Genomic DNA, 21,706 nt, shown 5'->3' on the forward strand with positions numbered 1-21,706 from the left:
ATGGGCATCAAACGCATCCTGATCGCCAATCGCGGCGAGATCGCGCTGCGCATCCACCGCGCGGCGCACGAGATGGGGATCGAGACGGTCGCGGTGCACTCCACCGCCGATGCCGATGCGATGCATGTCCGCCTCGCCGACCATGCCGTGTGCATCGGCCCGCCGCCGGCGTCGGAGAGCTATCTCAATATCGCCAACATCATCTCGGCGGCCGAGATCGCGCAGTGCGATGCGATCCACCCCGGCTACGGCTTCCTGTCGGAAAACGCCCGCTTCGCCGACATCGTCGAGGCGCACGACATCATCTGGATCGGCCCCAAGCCCGAACACATCCGCACGATGGGCGACAAGGTCGAGGCCAAGCGCACCGCAGGCGCACTCGGCCTGCCGCTGGTGCCGGGCTCCGACGGCGCGGTCAGCGACTTCGACGAGGCGCGCCGGATCGCCGCCGAGATCGGCTATCCCGTCATCATCAAGGCCGCCAGCGGCGGCGGCGGGCGCGGCATGAAGGTGTGCGAGAGCGAGGACAAGCTCGAAACCCTGATGCAGCAGGCCGGCTCCGAGGCGAAGGCCGCCTTCGGGGACGCGACCGTCTATATCGAGAAGTATCTCGGCAACCCGCGCCACATCGAATTCCAGGTATTCGGCGACGGCAACGGCAACGCCATCCACCTCGGCGAGCGCGACTGCTCGCTCCAGCGCCGCCACCAGAAGGTGCTGGAAGAGGCCCCCTCCCCCGTCATCTCCGCCGAGGAGCGGATGCGCATGGGCGAGGTCTGCGCCCAGGCGATGCGCGACCTGGGCTATCGCGGCGCGGGGACGATCGAGTTCCTGTGGGAAAACGGCGAGTTCTACTTCATCGAGATGAACACCCGCCTCCAGGTGGAACACCCTGTGACGGAACTCATCACCGGGGTCGATCTGGTGCGCGAGCAGATCCGCATCGCCGAAGGGCGCCCGCTCTCGGTGAGCCAGGACGAGCTCGAGTTCCACGGCCACGCGATCGAGTGCCGGATCAACGCCGAGGACCCCTTCAATTTCGCGCCCTCGCCGGGTCTCGTGACCTATTACCATGCCGCAGGGGGCATGCATGTGCGGGTCGATTCAGGGCTCTACGCCGGCTACAAGATCCCGCCCTACTACGACAGCATGATCGCCAAGCTGATCGTCTATGGCCGCACCCGCGAAGGCTGCATCATGCGCCTGCGCCGCGCGCTGGAGGAAATGGTGGTCGAGGGCGTGAAGACCAACATCCCGCTCCACCAGGAACTGCTGCGCCAGACCGACGTGCTCAACGGCGACTACTCGATCAAGTGGCTGGAGAAGTGGCTGGAGGAACGCGAGGTCTGAGCGGCCGCAGCAAGCCTACCGGTGCATTTATGTTGCACCGCAACAAAAATCGATACTCCGCGCGGGCGGGAGGGGTTGTCCCTTCCGCCCGCACGTTTATTCCAAGGACCGACCTCCCCTTCGAGAACGATCATCGCTGCCACCCAGCAGCATGATTTGACGCGATTTTGTTTTGCAGTCCGGCTAACATGGCGCCGGGATTGCGCTGCACAGCTGTGCGAAGGAGTGACGGATGAGCCGCAAGACCCAGATTGTCGTCGTCGGCGGAGGCGCGGGCGGGCTCGAGCTGGTTCGCAGACTGGGCGCCAAGTACGGCCGCAGGCGCCACGACATCATCCTTGTCGACAAGAACCTCAGCCATATCTGGAAGCCGCTGCTGCACGAGGTCGCGGCAGGATCCCTTGATGCCAATCTCGACGAGGTCGGCTATCGCGGGCATTGCTACCGCTGGGGCTACCGCTTCTTCCAGGGCAGCCTCGAGCACATCGACCGCACGGCCAAGACGGTCAGCCTCGCACCGGTGATGGACGAGGACGGCAGCGAGCTGATCGCCGGACACACCATCCGCTACGACATCCTCGCGCTCGCGGTGGGATCGGTGTCGAACGATTTCGGGGTGCCGGGGGTCAAGGAGCACTGCCTCTACCTCGACAGCCGCACCCAGGCCGACCGCTTCCGCACGCGCCTGCTCAACCACTGCCTGCGCGTCAGCCGCGCGATGATGAACGATCCGACCGCGAACGAGCAGGTGCGCATCGCGATCGTCGGCGGCGGCGCGACGGGGGTCGAACTGGCGGCCGAGCTCTACAACGCGGCGGGCGCTCTCAGGCACTACGGGCTCGAGGTGTTCGACGAGAGCCGCATGCACGTGACCCTGCTCGAGGCGGGACCGCGCATCCTCCCCGCCCTCCCCGACAAGCTGGCTGCTGCCGCCAAGCACGAGCTCGAGGTGCTCGGTGTTCAGGTGCGGCCTGGTGTGCAGGTCGTCGAGGCGTGCCCGCGCCAGCTGATCACGAAGACTGGCGAAGTGATCGAGGCCGATCTCATCGTCTGGGCGGCCGGGGTGAAGGGCGCCGAGTTCCTGTCGGACCTCGGGCTGGAGACCAACAGCCGCAACCAGATCATCGTCACCGACACGCTCCAGACCACGGCCGATCCCTGCATATTCGCGCTCGGCGACTGCGCCAGCTACACGCCCCCGGGCGAGGACCGCCCCGTCCCCCCGCGCGCGCAAGCCGCGCACCAGATGGCCGAGGTGGTCTTCGCCAACATCGTGCGGATGCAGCAAGGCAAGCCGCTCAAGCACTTCGTCTACCGCGACAAGGGCTCGCTGGTGTCGCTCTCGCGCTTCTCGACCGTGGGGAGCCTGATGGGCAACCTCATCGGCGGGAGCATGGCGATCGAGGGGCGGTTGGCGCGGTTAATCTACACCTCGCTCTACCGGCTGCACCTGATCGGCATCCACGGCTGGGTGAAGGCGACCTTCCTGATGCTGGTGGGCCGGGTCAACCGCATCGTGCGGCCCCGGCTCAAGCTGCACTAGGCGGATCGCGCGAAAGCCGCCGTTCGACTTCGCCGACGAAGGCGGCGGCTGCCTCGTGATCGACCATCGCCACCTCGACCCGCCGCCCGTTCGCCTGCCGCAGCACCAGTGACGAGCGGATATCGTCCGCATCGTGGCTCACGTCCACCAGCGACGCGAGTGGCAGCGGCGGCTGGCGCAGGGCCGGATGGAAGCGGATCGTCTCGCCCTCGATCCACACGGCGCGCGGGTCGACGAACTTCCGCGCCATCCTGATCGCCTCCCAGCCGAGATAGACGACCAGCAGCAAGACCGCGATGTTCACCCCGCCCGAACGGAACGGCGCGAGTGCGCCCAGCCAGTTTCGCGGAGCGGGACTGTCGGCCAATTCGGTAAAGAGCTGCGCTTCGAAGGCGGAAATCGCGAACAGGCCACCGCTGAACAGCATCACGACCAGCAGGCATCCGAGGCAGCCGGTGTCGAACCCCACTTCGAGTGGCGTGGGAGCGCCGGTGCTGTCGGAGGGGTCAGGCATCGGGCAAGGCGTAGGACAGCGCGGCAAGCGCGGTCAACCGCGCGGCGAGGGCTTTGCAAAGACGTCAGAAATCGATCTTCACGCGCACCTCGGCCCCGTCGGCATCGAACCCGCCGACCGGGGTCTTGGCGAGGTTCGCCTCGGCCTCGGTGCGCTCGGAAAGCTTGATCCGCGCGCGGGGAATGGCGCTGCCGAATTCCTCATCCACCGGCCCCACCATAGGGCCGAGGCGCGGCGAGGGGCCGGTCGCGGTTTCGCACACGACGATCGCAGGGTCGAGCGGATCAGGTTCGTCCGCGATGCAGTCCCCGGGCGGCGGCTGGGGGACGAGCCGGGTGAGGTCGATCACCACACGCCCCTCGGCGGGTTCCGGCAGCAACGCCTGCGCTTCGGCCTCGGCGCGAAGCGGAGCGGGTTCGGGCGGAGGCGGCTCGTCGAACATGGGGCACCGCCCTCCTCTCGCTCGTCAATCGAAGCTCAGACCCTGCGCCATCGCCTCGGCCATGACTTCGGGCCCCGTCTTCATCGGGCTTTCCTGAAGGATATCATACCAGTCGGGCTTTTCCTCGACAAAAATCTGCTGCTCGATGCCGAAGCCTTCCGGCAGGTCGAACAGGCCCGCGAGGAACGAGCGCCCGCCGGTCGGCAGGAAGCGGTACCACAGGTTGCTGCCGCAGGTGCCGCAGAAGGCGCGCTCGGCCCACGGGCTCGAGCGGTAGACCGTCACCGCCGCCTCGCCGCCGACCTCGGCCGCCTCCCCCTTCACCCCGGCATAGAAGGCCCCGCCCCAGCGCTGGCACATCGCGCAGTGGCAGATGTCGACTTCGGCGCGCATCGCGGTGACGGTGATCGTTACCGCTCCGCACAGGCAGTGCCCGGTGACGGGTTCGGCGAGGCGCGGGACATCTGCGGCGTTTTCGTGGCTCATGGACCTGTTCTCCGGAGTCGCGGTGTCGACCCCGCCGCGAAGGTCCTACTTCGCCTCGCTCTTGGCAAGCGCAGCTTCGATGCAGATGCGCGCGCGCGCGGCGATCGCATCGGGCCGGTCACCGGCGAGGAGTTCATCGCGCTTGCGATTGACGAGATCGTATTGCTCGCCCTTGCTCTGGGGGACCGCATAGGCATTGTGATGCCACGCCACGGCAAGCACGGCCTGCGACAGCATTTCGCGCTCCTCGGGGAGCTTCCCGTCCGACACGAGGTAGGTCCAGGCACTGATGTCCACCGCGCAGGCGAGATGCTCTTGCGCCGTCATGTCGTCGAAGCTTGCCGGACCCGACATCGCGCCGCCTGTCCCGTCCGAACACCCCGTCACGGCCACCACCGCAGCCAGAAGGCCGGGCCCAGCGGCGATCCTCACAAGGGGACGCCCGGTTCCTGCTTGGCGGTGCGGATGGTGAGCGAGGTCTTGACGCTTTCCACGTTGGGCGCGGGCGTCAGCTTGCCGGTCAGGAATTCCTGGAAGCTCTGAAGATCCTTGCTCACGATCTTGAGGATGAAGTCGATCTCGCCGTTGAGCATGTGGCACTCGCGCACTTCGGGCAGGGCACGCATGTGCTCCTCGAACTCGCGCAGGGAACTTTCGGCCTGACTCTTGAGGCTGACCATCGCGAAGACAGTGATCGCGAAGCCGAGCTTGGAAGGGTCGAGATCGGCATGGTAGCCACGGATCACCCCGTCCTCCTCCAGCCCCCGCACGCGGCGCAGGCACGGCGGCGCGGTCAGTCCGACGCGCTGGGCGAGTTCGACATTGGTGACGCGGCCTTCCGCCTGCAGTTCCGCCAGCAGGCGGCGATCGATTTCGTCGAGATTGGCCACGTGATGTAAGCTCCTGCAGCAGCGCGCCGCTTGCCAAGGCACGGCGCGCGCGAGTTGATCCCGGAAAAGTAACAAGACGCGTGACGGATGCCCCCCACGGCTAATATTATTAGGTCTGCCAGCAATTGTCCCGCTTTGCAACGCACCTTTCGCGTCAGACTGTGACAATCGTTCCATCCTGATAAGACGGCGGGGCCGGCCCGCGCTATGGTCGCCATCTGCCCCGCCACGCGGTTGCGCGATTCGGCTCCGCGCGCCGCTCCTCGAGGAGTGAGTGTGTTTTTCGACGACCGCCTTGCCACCGTGCTGCGCCAGCGCGCCACCGGCGAGGCGAGCCTGCGCACCCAATACCGCCAGCTGCTCGACCTGCTCGGTCGCGACCGCGTGGCCGCGCCCGGCGGTGACCGGAGCCTGCTGGCGGCGGCGTGGCTGCGGATGGACGCACTCGCCGGGGCGATCCCCGCCGAGGCGCGCGCACGGATGATCCGCGAGCCCGGCTGGCGCTTCCGCAGCCCCAATCTAGCCGCCCATCTCGCCGATCACGAACCCGAGGTGGCGGCGGCCGCATTGACCCGGGCGGACCTGTCGGGGGAGGACTGGAGCGCGCTCATCCCCCGCCTGCCGGTGCGTGCCCGCGGCTTCCTGCGCCTGCGCCGCGACCTGCCGGTCGATGTCGAGGCGCTGCTGGCACGGCTCGGTGTGCATGACCGCGGCCTGCCCGCGCCCGCCGCCGATGCCGCCGCCGACGTCGCCGCGCCCGCGTCCGAGCCGCCCGCGTCCGAGCCGCCCGCTGCCGCGCCAATCCCGCTGCGCCCCGTCCGCGCCCCTGTCCCGCCGCCCGAGCCCGACCGCGTGCGCGAGCGGGCGCGAGACGACAGCGGGCGCACCGAAATCTCCGCCCTCGTCGAGCGCATCGCGCGCTTCACGCGCGAGCGCGGCGAGAGCCAGGCCGAACTCGAACGCTCGCCGCGCCTGCCGCTCGGGGAACTGCCCGAACGGGCCGAACGCGCGATCGGCAGCTTCGGATTCGTCGCCGATACCGGCGGGCGCATCACCTGGGCGGCGGGTGAGGCTGCGCCGATGGTGATCGGCACCCGGCTCTTCACCGCCCATCCCGGCGGCGAGGACGCACCCGGCAATGCCGGCCTCGCGCGGGCCTTCGCCCGCCGCCAGCCGGTGACTCGCGCCGAGATCGCCCTTGCCGGTGCGCCGGCCATCGCCGGTGACTGGATCGTCGATGCCGAGCCGCGCTTCAGTGAGGAAGGGCATTTCACCGGCTATTTCGGTCGCTTCCGCCGCGTGCCCGACGCCGCCGCCCCGCTCCCCGGCCCCGAGGCGCACGAGGCCGATCGTATCCGCCAGCTGCTCCACGAGCTGCGCACGCCGGTCACCGCGGTGCAAGGCTATGCCGAGGTGATCCAGCAGCAGCTGTTCGGCCCCGCCCCGCACGAGTACCGCGCGCTCGCCGCTGCCATCGCCGCCGATGCCGCGCGGATCCTCGCCGGATTTGAGGAGCTCGACCGCCTCGCGGGGCTCGAGACCGGGGCGCTCAGGGTCGAGCCGGGCACAACCGATCTGGCGGCCCTTCTGCACCGCACCGCCGCGCAGCTCGACCCGGTGCTCGAGGCGCAGGACGCCGGCTTCGCGCTCGGCCTTGCGCCCGGTGCGAGCCTCCTCGTCGCGCTCGATGCCGAGGATGCCGAGGCGCTGGTGTGGCGGCTGCTGGCGAGCCTTGCCGCCGCCGCCGCGCCGGGCGAACGGATCGCGGTGCGCTCCGACCCGCTGATCGGACCCGGCGGCGCGCTGGCGCGGATCGCCTGCACGCTCCCGCCCCGGCTGGCGGAGGAGGAGAACCTTTTTTCGGCCACAACGCGCGCCGGTGGCAGCGCGATCAGCCCGGGGCTGTTCGGCACCGGGTTTGCCCTGCGCCTCGCGCGGGCCGAGGCGCGTGCGGCAGGCGGCGCGCTGCGACGCGAGGGCGACACGCTGGTGCTCACCCTGCCTCTCTTGACCGATATCGCCGCCCTGCCTAGCGCCGGGGCTGCCTGACAGGCGGCATCGGGAGGGGGCGCAGGGATGACCACAGGATCGATGCTCGATGTGCCGCCCGCCGGGCGCGGCGCTGCCTTCGCCCCCGGCTTCGGCCAGCGGGTGCTGCTCACCGTCGATACCGAGGAGGAATTCGACTGGACCGGCCCCTTCCGGCGCGATGGCTACGGCCTCAGCCATGTCGAGGCGATCCCGCGCTTCCAGGCCTTCTGCGAGGGGATCGGGGCGCATCCCGTCTACCTCGTCGACTGGCCGATCGTTCAGGACCCGCGCGCGGTGGAGATCATCGGCGATGCGGTGCGGCGCGGGACGGCCGAGGTGGGCGTGCAGCTCCACCCCTGGGTCAACCCGCCCTTCGAGGAGGAGGTGTGCGTGCACAACTCCTATGCCGGCAACCTCCCGCGCGAGCTGGAAGCGGCCAAGTTCATGGCCCTGCGCGACGCGATCGAGGCAGCCTTCGGCGGCGCGCCGCTGATCTACCGTGCGGGCCGCTATGGACTCGGACCCCACACCGCCGAACTGCTGAAGCGGGCCGGCATCAGGGTCGACACGTCGGTCCGTTCGCTGTTCGATTACAGCGACCAGGGCGGGCCGGACTACAGCCGCCACCCGCTCGCGCCCTACTGGGTCGACGGGGCGATGCGCCTGCTGGAGCTGCCGGTCACGACCGTCCATTCCGGCCTGCTGCGCGGCGCCGGACGGCAGGTGCAGCCGCTCGGCGAGCGCATCCCCAAGGCGATGGGCGCGCTCTCGCGCCTCGGTCTGCTGGAACGCATCGCGCTCACCCCCGAAGGCGTGTCGCTCGAAGAGGCGCTGCGCGGGGTCGATATCGCGCTCGACCAAGGCCTGCCGGTGCTGGTGCTGTCGTTCCACAGCCCGACCCTCGCCCCCGGCCACACGCCTTATGCGGCAGACGAGGCCGAGGTCGAGGCGCTCTACGCCTGGCTCGAAGGGGTCTACCGCCACCTCGGCGCGCGCGGCGTTGCGACCTGCACGGTCGCCGACATCATCGCCGCCACCGGCGGATAGAAGCTCTGCGGCGCTTGTCTGCGGCCTTCCGCGCGCGTAGAGGCTGGCCATCGCCCCGCCTCCCGGCGCCTTGCGCGCATGGGCCTGTAGCTCAGCGGTTAGAGCTGGCCGCTCATAACGGCTAGGTCGCGGGTTCGAATCCTGCCGGGCCCACCGGAGGGGGCGATCATCCGGAACGGCAAAGGACAGACGCACCGGGCCTTTTCCGCGGGAGATTGTCCCGAATTCGACAATCCGGCGCAAGCCATCTGATACTCTCCATCGCGCCCCCGGTCTTGCCGGCGGCAAACGGGGGAACCAGGATGCGTGCCTTTCACTACGCGACCGCTGCGCTGATGCTGTCGGCCAGCACCGGGGCAATGGCCCAGACCGCCGACCGGATCTGGACCGGCGGCACCATCATCACCATGGAAGACGATGCCATGCGCGCCGAGGCGATCGCCGAGGACGACGGCAGGATCATCGCCGTCGGCACCCGCGCCGAGGTGATGAAGCTGAAGGGCAAGGGCACGCAGGTGATCGACCTCAGGGGCCGCACCCTGCTGCCCGGCTTCGTCGATGCCCACGGGCACGTGTTCCTCGGCGGGTTGCAGGCGCTGGCGGCCAACATGCTCGCCGCGCCCGATGGCGATGTGACCGACATCCCCGCGATGATCCGGACGCTCAGGGAGTGGCAGGCCACCAACCGTGACGTCGTCGCCAAGGGCAGGATGATCATCGGCTTCGGCTATGACAACGCCACGCTGGCCGAACAGCGCCATCCGACCAAAGAAGAGCTCGACCAGGTCTCGACCGAATACCCGGTGCTGGTGATCCACCAGTCGGCGCATATCGGCACGGCCAACTCCAAGATGCTCGAATTGCTGGGCTACGATGCCGACACCAAGGACCCCGAAGGCGGTGTGATCCAGCGCAAGCCCGGCACCACCGAGCCCAACGGCACGCTGGAGGAAACCGCGTTCTTCACCGCGATCCCGATGGTGCTCAGGAACGCCGGGCCGGAAGGGCTAAAGACCTTCGTGCGCGAAGGCTCCAAGCTGTGGGCACGGTTCGGCTACACCACCGCGCAGGAAGGGCGCGCGATCCCGAATGTCGCCAACGTGATCCGCGCGGTCGGCGCCGAGGGCGGGCTGGCGATCGACGTGGCGGTTTACCCGGATGTGCTAGTCGACCGCGACTACATCAAGGCCAACCGGTCCGACACCTATGCGGGCCGCGTCCGCATCGCGGGGGCCAAGCTCACCATCGACGGCAGTCCGCAGGGCTTCACCGCGTGGCGCGACAAGCCCTATTACGATCCGGTCGGCAACTATCCCGAGGGCTATTCGGGCTATGCCGCGGCCAATGCCGAGCAGGTGTTCGACGCGGTGAAATGGGCCGCCGAGAACGATATCCAGCTGCTCACCCACTCCAACGGCGAGCGCGCGTCCGATCTGCTGATCGCGGCGCTGGCGGGGGCGCAAGCGCGCTTCCCCGCGATGAAGGCCAGGCGCCCGGTGCTGATCCACGGCCAGTTCCTGCGCGAGGACCAGATGGACAGCTTCAAGGAGCTGGGCGTGATCCCCTCGCTGTTCCCGATGCACACCTTCTACTGGGGCGACTGGCATCTCGAACACACCGTCGGGCCGGATGAGGGGCAGAACATCTCGCCGACCGGCTGGGCGCGGGAGCGCGGCATGATCTTCACCAGCCATCACGATGCCCCGGTGGCCTTCCCGGATTCGATGCGGGTGCTCGATGCCACCGTCACCCGCCGAAGCCGCGGCAAGCAGGTGGTGGTCGGCCCCGACCAGCGGGTGGACGTGATCACCGCATTGAAGGCGATGACGATCTGGCCCGCCTACCAGCACTTCGAGGAGGACAGCAAAGGCTCGCTCAAGGTCGGCAAGCTGGCCGACTTCGTGATCCTCACCGGCGATCCCACGGCTGTCGATCCCGAGGCGCTCGACACGCTCAAGGTCGCCGAGACGATCAAGGAGGGCCGCACGGTCTATGCCATGCCCGCCGGCAAGCGCGCCGAAGCGCCCCCGGCCGACATCTCCCCGATGCTGCATGCGCTCGTCGCGGGCAGCCCGGGCCACAGGCACGAAGACGGGAGCGAGTGCCCGGGCGATGCGGCGATCGCGCTCGCCGCGCTGTTCGCGCGCGCCGACGGCCGCCGGTAATGCCGGCGACGCGCAGATGATGAACTCTGCCATGCGCCGCACGCTGGCACTCGGCGCCAGGTTGGCGCTGCATTTCTGATGAGGGGAGGGCGAAACATGACGAAACGACACATGCTGGCAGGGCCGATGGCGGCGCTGCTGATGCTCGCGGCCTGCGCGCCGCAAGGGGAGACGGGGGGCGGCAACGAGGCGGAGGACGCTGCGCAAGCGCCTGCCGAAAGGCCCAAGCTCGCACCCGACGATCCGCTCACTCGGGTCACCTGCGCCGATTTCCTCGCCACCGCCGAAGTCGCCACCAGCCAGCCCGCCGACGATGCTGCTCTCGCCGCGCAGGACGAGCTCGCCAACGGGCTGACCTGGCTCCACGGCTATCTCTACGCCAGGACGGACGGCGCCATCGAGCCGCTCAGCCAGACCTGGATGCAGACCACCGCCAAACGCGTGTTCGAGGCCTGCTCGGCCGCGGAGAAGCCCGGCGAGACGAGCCTGTTCGAGGTGGCCGTGTCATGAAAGGGACGAAGACCATCGCCCTCGCGGTGATCGCCGCGATCGGCTTCGCCGGCTTCGCGGCAGATGCGCTTGCCAAGGACCGCTGGGATCGCGACCGCGACCGGCGCCACCGCCATTACGATCGCTGGGAGGACTGGGACAACCGCCGTGACGCCCGGCGCGCGGGGGTGATCGCGGGCACTGTCGCCGCCGAAGTCGCGGCCGGCGCGGCCCGCGAGAACGCGCGCGAGGACTACGAGGAGTGCATGGAGTACTACGGCCGCGACTATGGCTACGACCGCTATTGCCGCGAGCAATACTACTACGACCGCGCCGCCGGCCGGCGCGCGGCGCGGCGCACGGGTGTGGTGGTGGGGCTCGGCGTGCGCGAGATCGTGCGCGACTGAGGCCGTGCCGGGGCAAGCGTCCGCTGAGCGCGCTTGCCCCTTGCCCCGCAGCGGCAGGAAACCTAAGGCGTCCTCCACGTCGGGGAGTGGCGCAGTCCGGTAGCGCGCTTGCTTTGGGAGCAAGATGTCGCAGGTTCGAATCCTGTCTCCCCGACCACTTCTCCCATGATCCCCGGATTTGCCGGCGGGCGCCTGCGCCGTGCGGGGGCGCCCGCCCGCAAACTGCCCCTTGCGGCCATCAGGCCCGAAATTTGCAAAGTGCGCCTTTGCAAATTTGCAATTTTACATTGGACGCGCCGTCGCACTTGGGCAATCCCTCATGTGCGGTCAGATCCCAAGCACAGGCGGAGGGTTCGGACAAGCATCCGTCAGGGAGATTGCCGATGGCCACCAACGTGCTGGAACTTCGTCGCTTCGACCGGACCCCGCTGCGGCTGATACAGGCGTTCCGCCCGCCCCTGCGCACCCGCGCCGACATCGCACCGGCAGCCGCGCAACTGGCGCACGAGGCCAGCGATCTCGGGCTGCGGATGCTGGTCTGGCACGATCTTGCCAGCCTGGCGCCGATGACCTGCACCGAGGGGCACAGCCTCAACGCGACCGTCTTCGGCTGGACCGCTGCCGAGCTGTCCGCCTGGGAGAACCGCGACCGGGCAATGCGCTCGCCGCTGCTGCGCGCGGCGCGGGTGGCGGCGGAGCCGGTGCTGGTCTCGCATCGCGGCATCCACGCGCCGACCGCGAACCGGCTGCTCGACGAGATCGACCTCGTCGATCTCGACCACTGCCCGCTTGGCCGTGAGGCCATCGTGGTGCCCGTGCACATGCCACTTGGACAGGTGGGCGCGGCGATCCTAGTCGGCATGAGTTCCGACGGCGAGGATCTCGACTGGGCGCTCGATTCATGCAGCGGCGACTTCGGCGACCGGATCGTCCGCTTCGTGACCGCCTATGCGACGCTGTGCCGCGACGGGCGATACCTGCCCGAACAGGGCCTGCTCACGGGCCGCGAGATCGAGTGCCTGAACTGGGTCGCCCACGGCAAGACCGACTACGAGATCAGCATCATCCTGGGGTGCAGCCACGCGGGCGTGCGCTACCACATCACCCGCGCCTGCGCGAAGCTCGGCGCGGTGAACCGCGCGCAATCGGTGTTCCGCGCGGCCCAGTTGGGCTATCTCGGGACTCCCGCCTGCTAGACGCTGACCCCGAACAGGCGCCCGACCAGCGCGGTCGTCGCCATCGCGAAGATTCCCCAGCCGACCACCCGCAGGGTCGCGGGGACCAGCGGCGCCGCCCCCGCCCTCGCCCCCAGCGCGCCCAGCACCGCCAGCGCGAGCACCGAGATCGCGACCACGCTCGCCATGATCGCCCCTGCCGGTGCAAGCCACGCCGCCAGCAGCGGCACCGCGGCAGCCGTGCTGAATGTCGCCCCCGAGGCGAGCGCCGCCTGCAAGGGGCGCGCGGCGAGATGCTCGGCAAGGCCAAGCTCGTCGCGCACATGCGCGGCCAGCGGATCGCGCGCCGTCAGCTCGCGGGCGACCGCCGCCGCGGTCTCGGCGCTGAGCCCTCGCTCGCGATAGATAGCGGCGAGTTCCGCTTCCTCGTCGGCGGGCGTGGCGGCGATCGCCTCTGCCTCCCGCCGGATGTCGGCGGCTTCCGAATCCGCCTGGGAGGAGACCGAGATGTACTCCCCCGCCGCCATCGACATGGCCCCGGCGATCAGCGCCGCGACGCCTGCCACCAGCACCGGCCCGCGATCGGGTGTCGCCGCCGCCACGCCGATGATGAGCGATGAGACCGAGATGATCCCGTCATTCGCCCCCAGCACCGCGGCGCGCAGCCAGCCGGTGCGGTGGACATAGTGCGGATCGTCGGGATGGGCGCTGGGCGGGGTCATGGTGCGGGTCTTGTCCGCTGCCTTGGCCCGCTTGGCAAGCGGGCTGCTCAACCGGCGGCGTTGGTCGCCGCGAGGATCCACTCCGGGATCGCCTCCTGCCGGAGGTCGGCCAGCTCCACCCCTTGCGCGCGCACCGCATCGTAGCGGTCGCGCGGGGCGTAATCGGCGGGGCGCTGGTGGAAGACCTTGCCCTGTGCCTCGGCGAGGATCGCAAGGCCGCGCACCCCGTCGGTGCCGCTGCCGGTCAGAAGGCCCCCGAGCGCGGGCAGGCCGCTCCTTGCCAGCGATCCGAAGAGCAGGTCTGCCGAGGGACGGCACCCGTTCACCGGATCGCGCTCGACCAGCCTGAGGCGCGGCGGCTCGCCCGCCTCGACGATCACGTGGCGGGTGGGATCATGCGCCAGCCAGACCTTGCCCACTTCCAGCGAGACGCCGTCCACCGCATCGCCGAGCTGGCAGGGCAGCGAATGGCGCATCGCGCGCATCGCGTTCTCGACCGCGCCCTGATCGGCATCGAACAGCACGATGGTCGGCGGACAGCCGGCGTCATAGGCGGCGAGGATCTGGCGCGCGGTCTCGATCCCCGCAGCCCCGCAGGCGAGCGCCACGATCCGGCCGTCGCTGCGATAGCCGCCGGTCGCACCGCCTTCCGCGCCCCCGCCGCCACCGGGCTGCAACTCGCCCGAGGCGGCCCTCAGCACGATATCGCCGAGCTGGCGTACGGTCGCGTCGAACTCCTCGCGCGAGGTGTGCAGCGGCTTGGGGAAGCAGTGCACCGCGCCCAGCTCCAGCGCGCGGCGGGCGGTGCCCGTCCCGGCCTGGGTGATGCTCGAGAGCATGATCACCGGCATCGGTCGCGTCGCCATGACCTCCTCGAGGAACTCCATGCCGCTCATCCCGGGCATCTCGACATCGAGCGTGAGGACGTCGGGCTTGAGCTTCTCGAGCTGGTCGCGCGCCTCGTCGGCATTCTTCGCGGTGCCGCACACCGTCACGCCCTTGGCGTTGTCGAGAATGTCGCAGAACAGCGCGCGCATCGCGGCGGAATCGTCGACTACCAGTACCCTTACATTGGCCATGTTCGCTCAGCCTCTCGATGAATTCGGCACGCCCGCAGGCGCGGTGCAGGGCGAGGCTCTACCGTTGCGAGAGCGAAGAAATCCGTCCCGCGCCGTTAGGGGCCTCTGCATAGGCTGGCGGCAAAGCGGCCTTATGGCCCCCACGGATAGACGGCAGTCTCCAACAGGGCCGATGCGAGGGAAGGCGCGGGGCCGCAACCGGGTGAGACGACATGAACATCGAGGAGAAATCGCGGGTCGGCGCCATGGCGCTCGGCGGTCTGGTGGCGGCGATCCTGATGGTCGCCGGCATCGGCGTCAATCATATCAGGGACGGCGGCGCGCTCGACAGCCGGGAGACGACGCTCGCCGACTTCCGCGCCGATATCCTGCCCCCGCCGATGTTCCTGGTCGAGGCCTTCGGCAACGCCAGCATCATGACCATCCACCGCGATGCCTACGCGATCAACGAAGAGCGGCTGGCCAAGCTCGAGCGGGAGTTTTGGGAGGCCGAGCGCAAATGGGCCCAGAGCCCGATCGAAGATGAGCTCAAGGCAGGCATTGCCGACAATGCGCGAACGACCGGCAAAGCCTTCTGGGACGAAGTCAACAACAGCTTGAAACCCGCCGTCCGGCGCGGGGACGAGGCGGCGATCCTCGCTTCCCACCGGCGGCTGCTCGAGATCTACCGCGCCCACCGCAAGGCCAACGATGCACTCGTGGCGCGCAGCGAAAGCCTGTCTGCGGAGGTCGTCGAAGAGAACGCCGCAACGACCCTGCTCGTACTCGCCGGTGCGGTCCTGGCAGTGCTCGTCATCCTCGGCGCGCTGGCCGGGGCCTACCTGTTTTTCCGGCGCAAGATGCTCTGGCCGATCTGGGCCACCGGTGAAACCATGCGCGACATGGCGGCGGGCAACCACGACAGCGGGATCACGGCCCATCACCGCGACGACGAGATCGGCGTCATGACCCGCGCGATCGAGACCTTCCGCGCCGCGCTCAAGTCCGACAAGGCCCGCTCTGCCGTGCAGGCCGAGGTGGTCGAGACGCTCTCCGGCGCCCTGTCGCGGCTCGCCGAGGGCGATCTCACCCACCGCATCTCCTCGATGCCGGCGGGCGAGCATGAACGGCTGCAGGAGGCCTTCAATGCGTCGGTTGCCCGGCTGGAGACGATGATCGGGGCGGTGCGCGCGACCGCGAGCGGGGTGCGCACCAGTTCGGACGAGATCCGTGCGGCGAGCGAGGACCTTGCCCTGCGCAACGAGCAGCAGGCGGCCAGCCTCGAGGAGACCGCCGCCTCGGTCGGCACGACGGTCAGCCTCACCCGCCAGTCGGCCGAAAATGCCATCGCCGCCCGCAGCGCCATCGCCCAGACCCACGCCCGCGCCACCGAAGGCGGCGCCGTGGTCGGCAAGGCGGTCGCGGCGATGGGCGCGATCGAGCAGTCCGCGCGCGAGATCACCCAGATCATCGACGTGATCGACGGGATCGCCTTCCAGACCAACCTGCTGGCATTGAACGCCGGAGTCGAAGCCGCCCGCGCCGGCGAGGCGGGCAAGGGCTTCGCGGTCGTCGCCAACGAGGTGCGCGCCCTCGCCCAGCGCAGCGCCGAGGCGGCGCGCGACATCAAGGCCCTGATCGACAAGTCCACCGCCCATGTCGGCGACGGGGTGAGCCTCGTCGGCGAAACCGGCACGCTGCTCGCCGAGATCGTCGCACAGGTCGGCGCGGTCACCGCTCAAGTCAGCGAGATCGCCGATACGGCGGCGGCGCAGGCCAGCAATCTCGAACAGGTCAACGTCGCGGTCGGCACCATCGACCGGATGACCCAGCAGAACGCGGCAATGGTCGAGGAGGCGACTGCGGCGACACGCAGCCTTTCGGGCGAGGCCCAGCGGCTTGCGGAGCTGGTGGCGCAGTTCAGGGTGAGCGCGGGCGGTCCCGAGGGCCTTGCCGCACCCGCCGCGCTCGCTCCGCCCGCCCCCCCGCCCACCGCGCGCCAGACGCGCCCGCCGGCCGCCCCGGCGCGAAAGCCGGCAAGCGCGCCGCCCGCGCCGGTGATCGGCAATCTCGCCCGCAAGGCAGAATCTGTCCCCGCCCGTGCACCGGCTCCGGTTGCGGCTCCCGACGAGGACGACTGGAGCGAGTTCTGATGCCTCTGCTGCCGCCGCTTCGCGCCGATCCTTGCCACGCACCTAGGTGATCTGCCGGGGGTGCGCCCTGCAAATTGCCAAGGCCGGATCGCTAGGGTCGCGAAACAACCGGGAGCAGGACATACCGATGTTGAAGCAGATCCCCGTCGCCGAACTCCAGCTGGGCATGTTCGTCCACAAGTTCGAGGGCGGCTGGTTCGAGCATCCGTTCTGGAAAGCGAAGTTCCTGATCGAGGATGCGGACCGGCTCGCAGCGATCAAGGCGAGCCGGGTGCGCAGCGTGGTGATCGATACGGCGAAGGGGCGGGATCTTGCTCCGTCGGCAACGCCCCCGGCGAAGGCCCCGGCGCCGTCGTCCCCGCCGTCCGCCGCGCGCATCCGCAGCATCCGGCAACGCACCGCGGTGCAGCTGACCGCAACCTCGCCGGTCTCGATGGCGCAGGAGCTGGAAACCGCCGCAGCGATCGCCGAACAGGCGCGCGATCGGCTCAACCGGGCCTTCATCGCCGCGCGCCTCGGCAAGGCACTGGACGTGCGCAAGGTCGAACCCGTGGTGAGCGACATCCTCGCCTCGGTGCGGCGCAATCCCCAGGCCTTCAGCGGGCTGATGCGCTGCAAGCTCAAGAACGAGGCGGTCTTCCGCCATGCGCTGTCGGTCAGCGCACTGATGGTGGCGCTCGCCGACCGCTTGAAGCTGCCCGCGCAGGACATCCACAATTGCGGGCTGGCGGGGCTGCTGCTCGATATCGGGGTCAACTACCTGCCGCAGGCCAGCGATCCCCCGGGCGGCGATTACCGCAATCTCGAGGCGCGCGTCTGGCAGAGCCACGTGCTGCTCGGCCATCGGGCGCTCAGGAACGATGGCGATCTGCCGCAACTGGTGCTCGACGCCTGCCTGTTCCACCACGAGCGGATGGACGGCCGCGGCTTTCCGCAGGCCTGCAAGGGCGAGGACATTCCGCTGGTCGCGCGCATGGCGGCGATCTGCGACAGCTTCGATTTCCACCTGACCGGATCGGACCGCGCACCGGCGCTCGACCCGGCGGCGGCGATTGCGGCACTGCGGGCGGACGAGGGCGCCTTCGACGCCGAGATCCTGCGCGCCTTCATCGAGACGGTCGGCTTCTACCCGGTCGGCTCCTTCGTCGCGCTGAGCAGCCGCAAGCTCGCCATGGTGATCGACGAGGACCGCAAGGACCCGCTGCGCCCCGTGGTGCAGGCCTTCTATTCCTTCGAGACGGGCGAGCGCATCAAGCCCTATCGCATCGCGCTCGCCCACGGGAACGACAATGAACGGATCACGGGGATCGCCGATCTCGCAGGGCTCGACCTTCCCGACCACGCGCAACTGCGCGAACTGGTGTTCCTCAGCGCCTATCGCAGTCACGCCGAGGCCTGACCCGGTTTCGCCCTGGCGCAAGCAGAACGGGCCGGCGATCGCTCGCCGGCCCGTTCCCGTTTCGTCGATGGTGCCGGTCGTCAGAATGCGAGGCGCAGCGAGGCCTGCACGGTCCGCCCGTTGGCGGCGCGGGCGAAGCCGATGCCGTTGGCGGGCACGCTCGCCTGGTTGACCTCGAAGATGCCGAGCGTGTCGAACAGGTTCTGCGCGCTGAGCGTCAGGCGCAGGTTCTCGGCAGGTTCGTATTCGACATAGGCGCCGACCGTGGTGAAGCCGGGCATCCGCAGGAGGTTGCTGTCCTGCGCGTAGCTGCCGGTAATGGTGACGATGTTCGCTCCGGCGGCGAACCGGCCGAGATCGACCTGCGGCACCGCGACGAACACCCAGTCCGGCTGGTGGCGCGGCTCGCGGCCGGTGAAGACGCCCCCGACCCGGTCCTCGGTGATCCTGGCCTGGGTGTAGGTCGCGGCCAGCATCAGGTTGAACACGCCGCGGGTGAAGGTGCCTTCGAGCTCGACCCCCTCGGCCTCGTAGGAGCGGTTGGTGGCATTGGCCGCGCCGTTGAGCACGTTCTTGTCGTCGGCCTCGACATGGAACACCGTGCCGTTGACGGTGATCCCGTTCCGGCGCAGCTTGAAGCCGCCCTCGATCTGGGTGACCGCATCCTCGCGGTCGCCAACGGCGACGCCGCCGGTGAGCGGATCGACGATCGGGGTGAACAGGATTTTGTCGGCATTGGCCCGCGCCCCGCGGCTGTAGCGCGCGAAGACCGAGAAGCTCTCGGCCACGCGGTAGTTCACCCCGGCGGAGTAGCTGAGATAGCCGTAGTCGTAATCGACGGGCGCAGGCCGGTCGAGCGGGAGGAAGGCGGTGCGGCGCTCGGCCGGGTTGATCGTCCCGTCGCGGTTGAAGTCGAAGCTGGTCAGCCCCTGCCGCCCGCCGCCGAGGTCGGCCCCGAACAGCTGCCCGCGCACGCGCCCGCTGTCGTAGCGCAGCGATCCGCCGACCGCGAGCTTGCCGACGTGGAAGTTGACCGAGCCGTAAGGCGCGAGCACGCGGTAATCGACATCGAAGATGCGCCGGAACAGGCTACTCTCGCGTCCGAAGGCAAAATAGCCGTTCAGGGTCTGGGGTTGCCCGGCGGCGTTGAAGATGTCGACCTGCGCGGTCCGCCCCCCGCCCGCCGCATCGACGATCATCGCCGTGTGCAGCCAGGTGGTGTCGAGCTCCTGCGTCGCAAGGTAAAGCCCGCCGGTGGTGGTCAGCTTGCCGCCGCCCACTTCCCAGACCTTGCTGGCGCGCAGGTCGTTGGTGAAGTTGTCGAGCGAGCGCGCGCGCACGAAGCTGACGAAATAGAGCGACAGCAGCCCGTTGCCGTTGATCGCGCTCCCCGCCGGGATCGCCTGCCCGGCGAGCGGCCCGCTGGCATAGGCGGCGGTCGAACCCGCCCCGCCGATCGATGCCGCGAAGGCCGAGACGGTGTTCTGGCGGTTGGGGAACATCCGGCTGAAATCGCCGCCGTTGGCGGCGTAGCGCATGCGGTTGGTGAGGGTCCAGCCGCCGAGTTCGAACTGCGCCTCGAGACCCAGCGAATGCGACTTGGCGCTCTGCCCCGTGGCGATCGGCAGGGCGACCGGCTGGTTGTTGCGATCGAGCGTGATGACCGGCCCGAGGAAGCCCGAGAGCGTCGAATCCCGCCTGAGGTCGAAGCCGGGGAAGCTGCGGATCGTAGGGTCGGCATCCGTGCCGGTGATGTTCACCGCATAGGGCGCGAAGGTCGGCGAGCGGTCGTCGAGCAGCTTGAAATAGGCGCGCACATAGCCGCCCTCGAAGGTGCGGGTGATGTTGGCCTTGATCTGCCCGCCGCGCACGCCCGTGAAGCCGATGTCGCGCGGCCCTTCGCCCTGGCGGTAGAAGCCGCCGATATACATGCGGGTGTTCGCACCCAGCTTGGCGCCATAGTCGAAGTCGATGCGCTTCTCGTCAAAGTCGAGCCCGGCGGTCACCTGCGCGCGGCCCCCGACCTGCTCGCCGGTGCGCGAGATCACGTTGACGATCCCGCCCGGCGAGTTCGAGGCGAAGGTCGAGGCCGAACCGCCGCGGATCGTCTCGATCGCGCCGACGGTGAAGTCGTTGCGCAGGTAGACGTCGGTGGCGACGTTGAAGAGGTCACCGAATTCGAGCACCGGCAGACCGTCCTCCTGGAACTGCATGTATTTGGAACCCCCCGCCGCCAGCGGCAGCCCGCGCACGGTGTAGTTGTTGTTGCCCTCGCCGATGCCGGTCGCAACGCGCAGGCCCGCCATCGTGCGCAGCACCTCGCCCAATGGGCGCGGGCCGAAGCGGTCGATCTCCTCGCCCCTGAGGGCGGAGGTCGAGGTCGCGCTGTCGAGCCGGTCGCGACCCTTGGCCATGCCGGTCGAGAAGATCTCGGCCGGCGGCCGGGCGGGCGCGGCGGACTGGACGGCTTCGGCTTCGGCTTCGGCCTCGGCATTCTCCTCCGCCAGCGCCGGCATGGCGAAGGCGCTGGTGGCGGCAAGCAGCAGCAATCTGGTGTGCGTTCTCATGGCAATCTCCCCCCGGTTGTGCCGTGCCCGGGATCGGCCCGGCTTCATCGAGTGCAGCCTGCCAGTTAGACCTGCGGGAATTGGCAGGCTTGAAAGCCCCACCTAGGGAGTGACGCTAGGGAATGGCCCCGAGGGCCTTCAGGCGAGGCCCTGCCAGTCGATCCATTCTCCATAGGGGTGGCAGTGCGCGGCAATGCGGCTCTCGCCCGCGTGGCCCGCCCCCTCCCACTGCGCGATCCGCAGTTCGACCGCGCGGCGGTCGGCGCGCCACTCGATGCCGACCCGCGCCAGCGGGCGGTCGGGCCGCGCCCCCGCGCCCGCCGCGGCGAAGGCGGCATCGATCGCGGCGCGCTCGGCGGCGTCGGCATATTGCAGCACCATCGAATGGAACACGACGCGGCGCGTGTCCGCTGGCTGGGGCTCTGCAAGGCGGCGGGCAAGCCATGCGCTCGCACGTCCGGCCTCGACCTGCGGCGGATGGCCGCGCGCGATCCCGATCGCGGCTTCGAGCCGCTCGGCGCGGGCGACCTCCCCGGGCCAGACATAGGCCCTGAGGCTCTGGCGGTCGGCAGGCAAGGCGACATCGAGCGGATGGAGATCGACCCCGCGCGCGGCGGTGATCGCCAGCTCGCCCGGAGCCGCCCCGCGCCCGCGCCACGCGGGAGCCAGCGTGACGGCGCTCGTCGGCGCGCAGGCCGCGACGGCGCCGAGCCGGACGGCATAGTGCTGGACATTGAGATTGAGCCCGGCGCTCGCCCCGAGTTCCAGCACCTCGCAGGGCATCGCCCGCTCGCGCCCGAGTTCGAGCAGCGCGGCGACAAGGCCCGCCACGCGCGCGACCTCGTTGGTCTGGGTGGGATGGGCGAGCCAGCCGAGCAGCGCGTCGGCATGGCGGGAAAGCGCCTGCGCCAACGTGCGGTCGAGCAGCGCGGGAGGCAGCAGCAGGCCTTGGTTATAAAGCGCGCCCAGCCTCTCCGCCTGCCCCGACAGCGCAAGGGCGTGCAGGCCGGCATTGAGCCGGAAGATCACGCCGTCGCTGGCGAGATCGCCCGGCCAGTGCTCGATGCACGCGAACACGGGCCCGCTGCGCGGCAGCACCCGCGCCAGCGACTCCATCAGGGCGGCGGCCAGCGGCTTGCCGAAACCGGCGGCCTTGCGCGCCTCGATGCGCAGCTGGCGGACCGCGCGGCCCGGGCGATCGGCCAGATCGGGCCGTGCCAGGGCGAGCTGGTCGGGAAGGAATTGGAACGTCAAGCGCGCGGCCTCGG

At 69.5% G+C, this 21,706-nt stretch carries 19 protein-coding genes and 2 tRNA genes; 12 read left to right on the forward strand and 9 right to left on the reverse strand.

Going from position 1 to position 21,706, the window contains the following annotated elements; genetic code table 11:
* A complete protein-coding gene (gene accC / locus ACMX37_RS10005) occupies positions 1–1,350 on the forward strand; it encodes an acetyl-CoA carboxylase biotin carboxylase subunit (RefSeq protein WP_483145781.1) in 1,350 nt (449 codons plus the stop codon).
* A gap of 232 nt (positions 1,351–1,582) precedes the next feature.
* Positions 1,583–2,893 carry an NAD(P)/FAD-dependent oxidoreductase gene (locus tag ACMX37_RS10010; RefSeq protein ID WP_483145782.1) on the forward strand — a complete coding sequence of 437 codons (1,311 nt, stop codon included), beginning with the start codon at positions 1,583–1,585 and terminating at the stop codon, positions 2,891–2,893.
* On the opposite strand, the gene ACMX37_RS10015 is transcribed toward ACMX37_RS10010, so the two are convergent.
* The 5 genes from ACMX37_RS10015 to ACMX37_RS10035 form a co-directional block, all read right to left on the reverse strand.
* Positions 2,880–3,407 (reverse strand): hypothetical protein, encoded by a 528-nt coding sequence (locus tag ACMX37_RS10015; protein WP_483145783.1) that lies wholly within the window; start codon positions 3,405–3,407, stop codon positions 2,880–2,882. The two genes, ACMX37_RS10010 and ACMX37_RS10015, sit on opposite strands and share 14 nt — an antisense overlap.
* Before the next feature lie 64 nt (positions 3,408–3,471).
* Positions 3,472–3,849: a hypothetical protein gene (locus ACMX37_RS10020; RefSeq protein ID WP_483145784.1), complete on the reverse strand. Its 378-nt coding sequence runs from the start codon at positions 3,847–3,849 to the stop codon at positions 3,472–3,474.
* Positions 3,850–3,873: 24 nt separating this feature from the next.
* Positions 3,874–4,335, reverse strand: coding sequence for a GFA family protein (locus ACMX37_RS10025; protein ID WP_483145785.1), 462 nt, complete (start codon positions 4,333–4,335; stop codon positions 3,874–3,876).
* 45 nt (positions 4,336–4,380) lie between these two features.
* Positions 4,381–4,767, reverse strand: coding sequence for a hypothetical protein (locus ACMX37_RS10030; RefSeq protein ID WP_483145786.1), 387 nt, complete (start codon positions 4,765–4,767; stop codon positions 4,381–4,383).
* Complete coding sequence (locus ACMX37_RS10035; protein ID WP_066525791.1) at positions 4,764–5,225, reverse strand: Lrp/AsnC family transcriptional regulator; 462 nt, start codon at positions 5,223–5,225, stop codon at positions 4,764–4,766. The genes ACMX37_RS10030 and ACMX37_RS10035 overlap by 4 nt, the downstream gene beginning before the upstream one ends.
* Before the next feature lie 270 nt (positions 5,226–5,495).
* Between ACMX37_RS10035 and ACMX37_RS10040 the strand changes: the two genes are divergently transcribed.
* The 8 genes from ACMX37_RS10040 (at position 5,496) to ACMX37_RS10075 (ending at position 12,560) form a co-directional block, all read left to right on the forward strand.
* The gene (locus ACMX37_RS10040; protein ID WP_483145787.1) at positions 5,496–7,274 is read left to right on the forward strand and encodes a histidine kinase dimerization/phospho-acceptor domain-containing protein; all 1,779 of its coding nucleotides are present in this window, start codon (positions 5,496–5,498) and stop codon (positions 7,272–7,274) included.
* 27 nt (positions 7,275–7,301) lie between these two features.
* A complete protein-coding gene (locus ACMX37_RS10045; RefSeq protein WP_483145788.1) occupies positions 7,302–8,303 on the forward strand; it encodes a polysaccharide deacetylase family protein in 1,002 nt (333 codons plus the stop codon).
* Positions 8,304–8,383: 80 nt separating this feature from the next.
* Positions 8,384–8,456 (forward strand) — tRNA-Ile (locus ACMX37_RS10050).
* Positions 8,457–8,605: 149 nt separating this feature from the next.
* On the forward strand, positions 8,606–10,468 hold the full coding sequence (locus ACMX37_RS10055; protein WP_483145789.1) for an amidohydrolase: 1,863 nt from the start codon (positions 8,606–8,608) through the stop codon (positions 10,466–10,468).
* A 96-nt stretch (positions 10,469–10,564) separates the two neighbouring features.
* The gene (locus tag ACMX37_RS10060; RefSeq protein ID WP_483145790.1) at positions 10,565–10,978 is read left to right on the forward strand and encodes a hypothetical protein; all 414 of its coding nucleotides are present in this window, start codon (positions 10,565–10,567) and stop codon (positions 10,976–10,978) included.
* Positions 10,975–11,364, forward strand: a complete 390-nt coding sequence (locus tag ACMX37_RS10065; RefSeq protein ID WP_483145791.1) for a hypothetical protein — start codon at positions 10,975–10,977, stop codon at positions 11,362–11,364. The genes ACMX37_RS10060 and ACMX37_RS10065 overlap by 4 nt, the downstream gene beginning before the upstream one ends.
* A gap of 80 nt (positions 11,365–11,444) precedes the next feature.
* Positions 11,445–11,521: transfer RNA gene (locus ACMX37_RS10070), tRNA-Pro, on the forward strand.
* Between the two features lie 226 nt (positions 11,522–11,747).
* Positions 11,748–12,560, forward strand: a complete 813-nt coding sequence (locus tag ACMX37_RS10075) for a helix-turn-helix transcriptional regulator (protein ID WP_483145792.1) — start codon at positions 11,748–11,750, stop codon at positions 12,558–12,560.
* On the opposite strand, the gene ACMX37_RS10080 is transcribed toward ACMX37_RS10075, so the two are convergent.
* Entirely contained in the window at positions 12,557–13,261 is a 705-nt protein-coding gene (locus ACMX37_RS10080) for a VIT1/CCC1 transporter family protein (RefSeq protein WP_483145793.1), read from the reverse strand. The two genes, ACMX37_RS10075 and ACMX37_RS10080, sit on opposite strands and share 4 nt — an antisense overlap.
* Before the next feature lie 47 nt (positions 13,262–13,308).
* Positions 13,309–14,340 (reverse strand): response regulator, encoded by a 1,032-nt coding sequence (locus tag ACMX37_RS10085; RefSeq protein ID WP_483145794.1) that lies wholly within the window; start codon positions 14,338–14,340, stop codon positions 13,309–13,311.
* Between the two features lie 212 nt (positions 14,341–14,552).
* Between ACMX37_RS10085 and ACMX37_RS10090 the strand changes: the two genes are divergently transcribed.
* Complete coding sequence (locus tag ACMX37_RS10090) at positions 14,553–16,472, forward strand: methyl-accepting chemotaxis protein (RefSeq protein WP_483145795.1); 1,920 nt, start codon at positions 14,553–14,555, stop codon at positions 16,470–16,472.
* Between the two features lie 127 nt (positions 16,473–16,599).
* Entirely contained in the window at positions 16,600–17,871 is a 1,272-nt protein-coding gene (locus ACMX37_RS10095) for an HD-GYP domain-containing protein (RefSeq protein WP_483145796.1), read from the forward strand.
* An 80-nt stretch (positions 17,872–17,951) separates the two neighbouring features.
* Here ACMX37_RS10095 and ACMX37_RS10100 read toward each other — a convergent pair whose 3' ends face one another.
* Together ACMX37_RS10100 and ACMX37_RS10105 are read right to left on the reverse strand one after the other, a co-directional pair.
* On the reverse strand, positions 17,952–20,438 hold the full coding sequence (locus ACMX37_RS10100; RefSeq protein WP_483145797.1) for a TonB-dependent receptor domain-containing protein: 2,487 nt from the start codon (positions 20,436–20,438) through the stop codon (positions 17,952–17,954).
* Positions 20,439–20,576: 138 nt separating this feature from the next.
* Positions 20,577–21,692 (reverse strand): DUF2332 domain-containing protein, encoded by a 1,116-nt coding sequence (locus ACMX37_RS10105; protein ID WP_483145798.1) that lies wholly within the window; start codon positions 21,690–21,692, stop codon positions 20,577–20,579.
* Between the last annotated feature and the right edge of the window lie 14 nt (positions 21,693–21,706).

The sequence above is a fragment of the Porphyrobacter sp. THAI-01a genome, assembly GCF_056868655.1.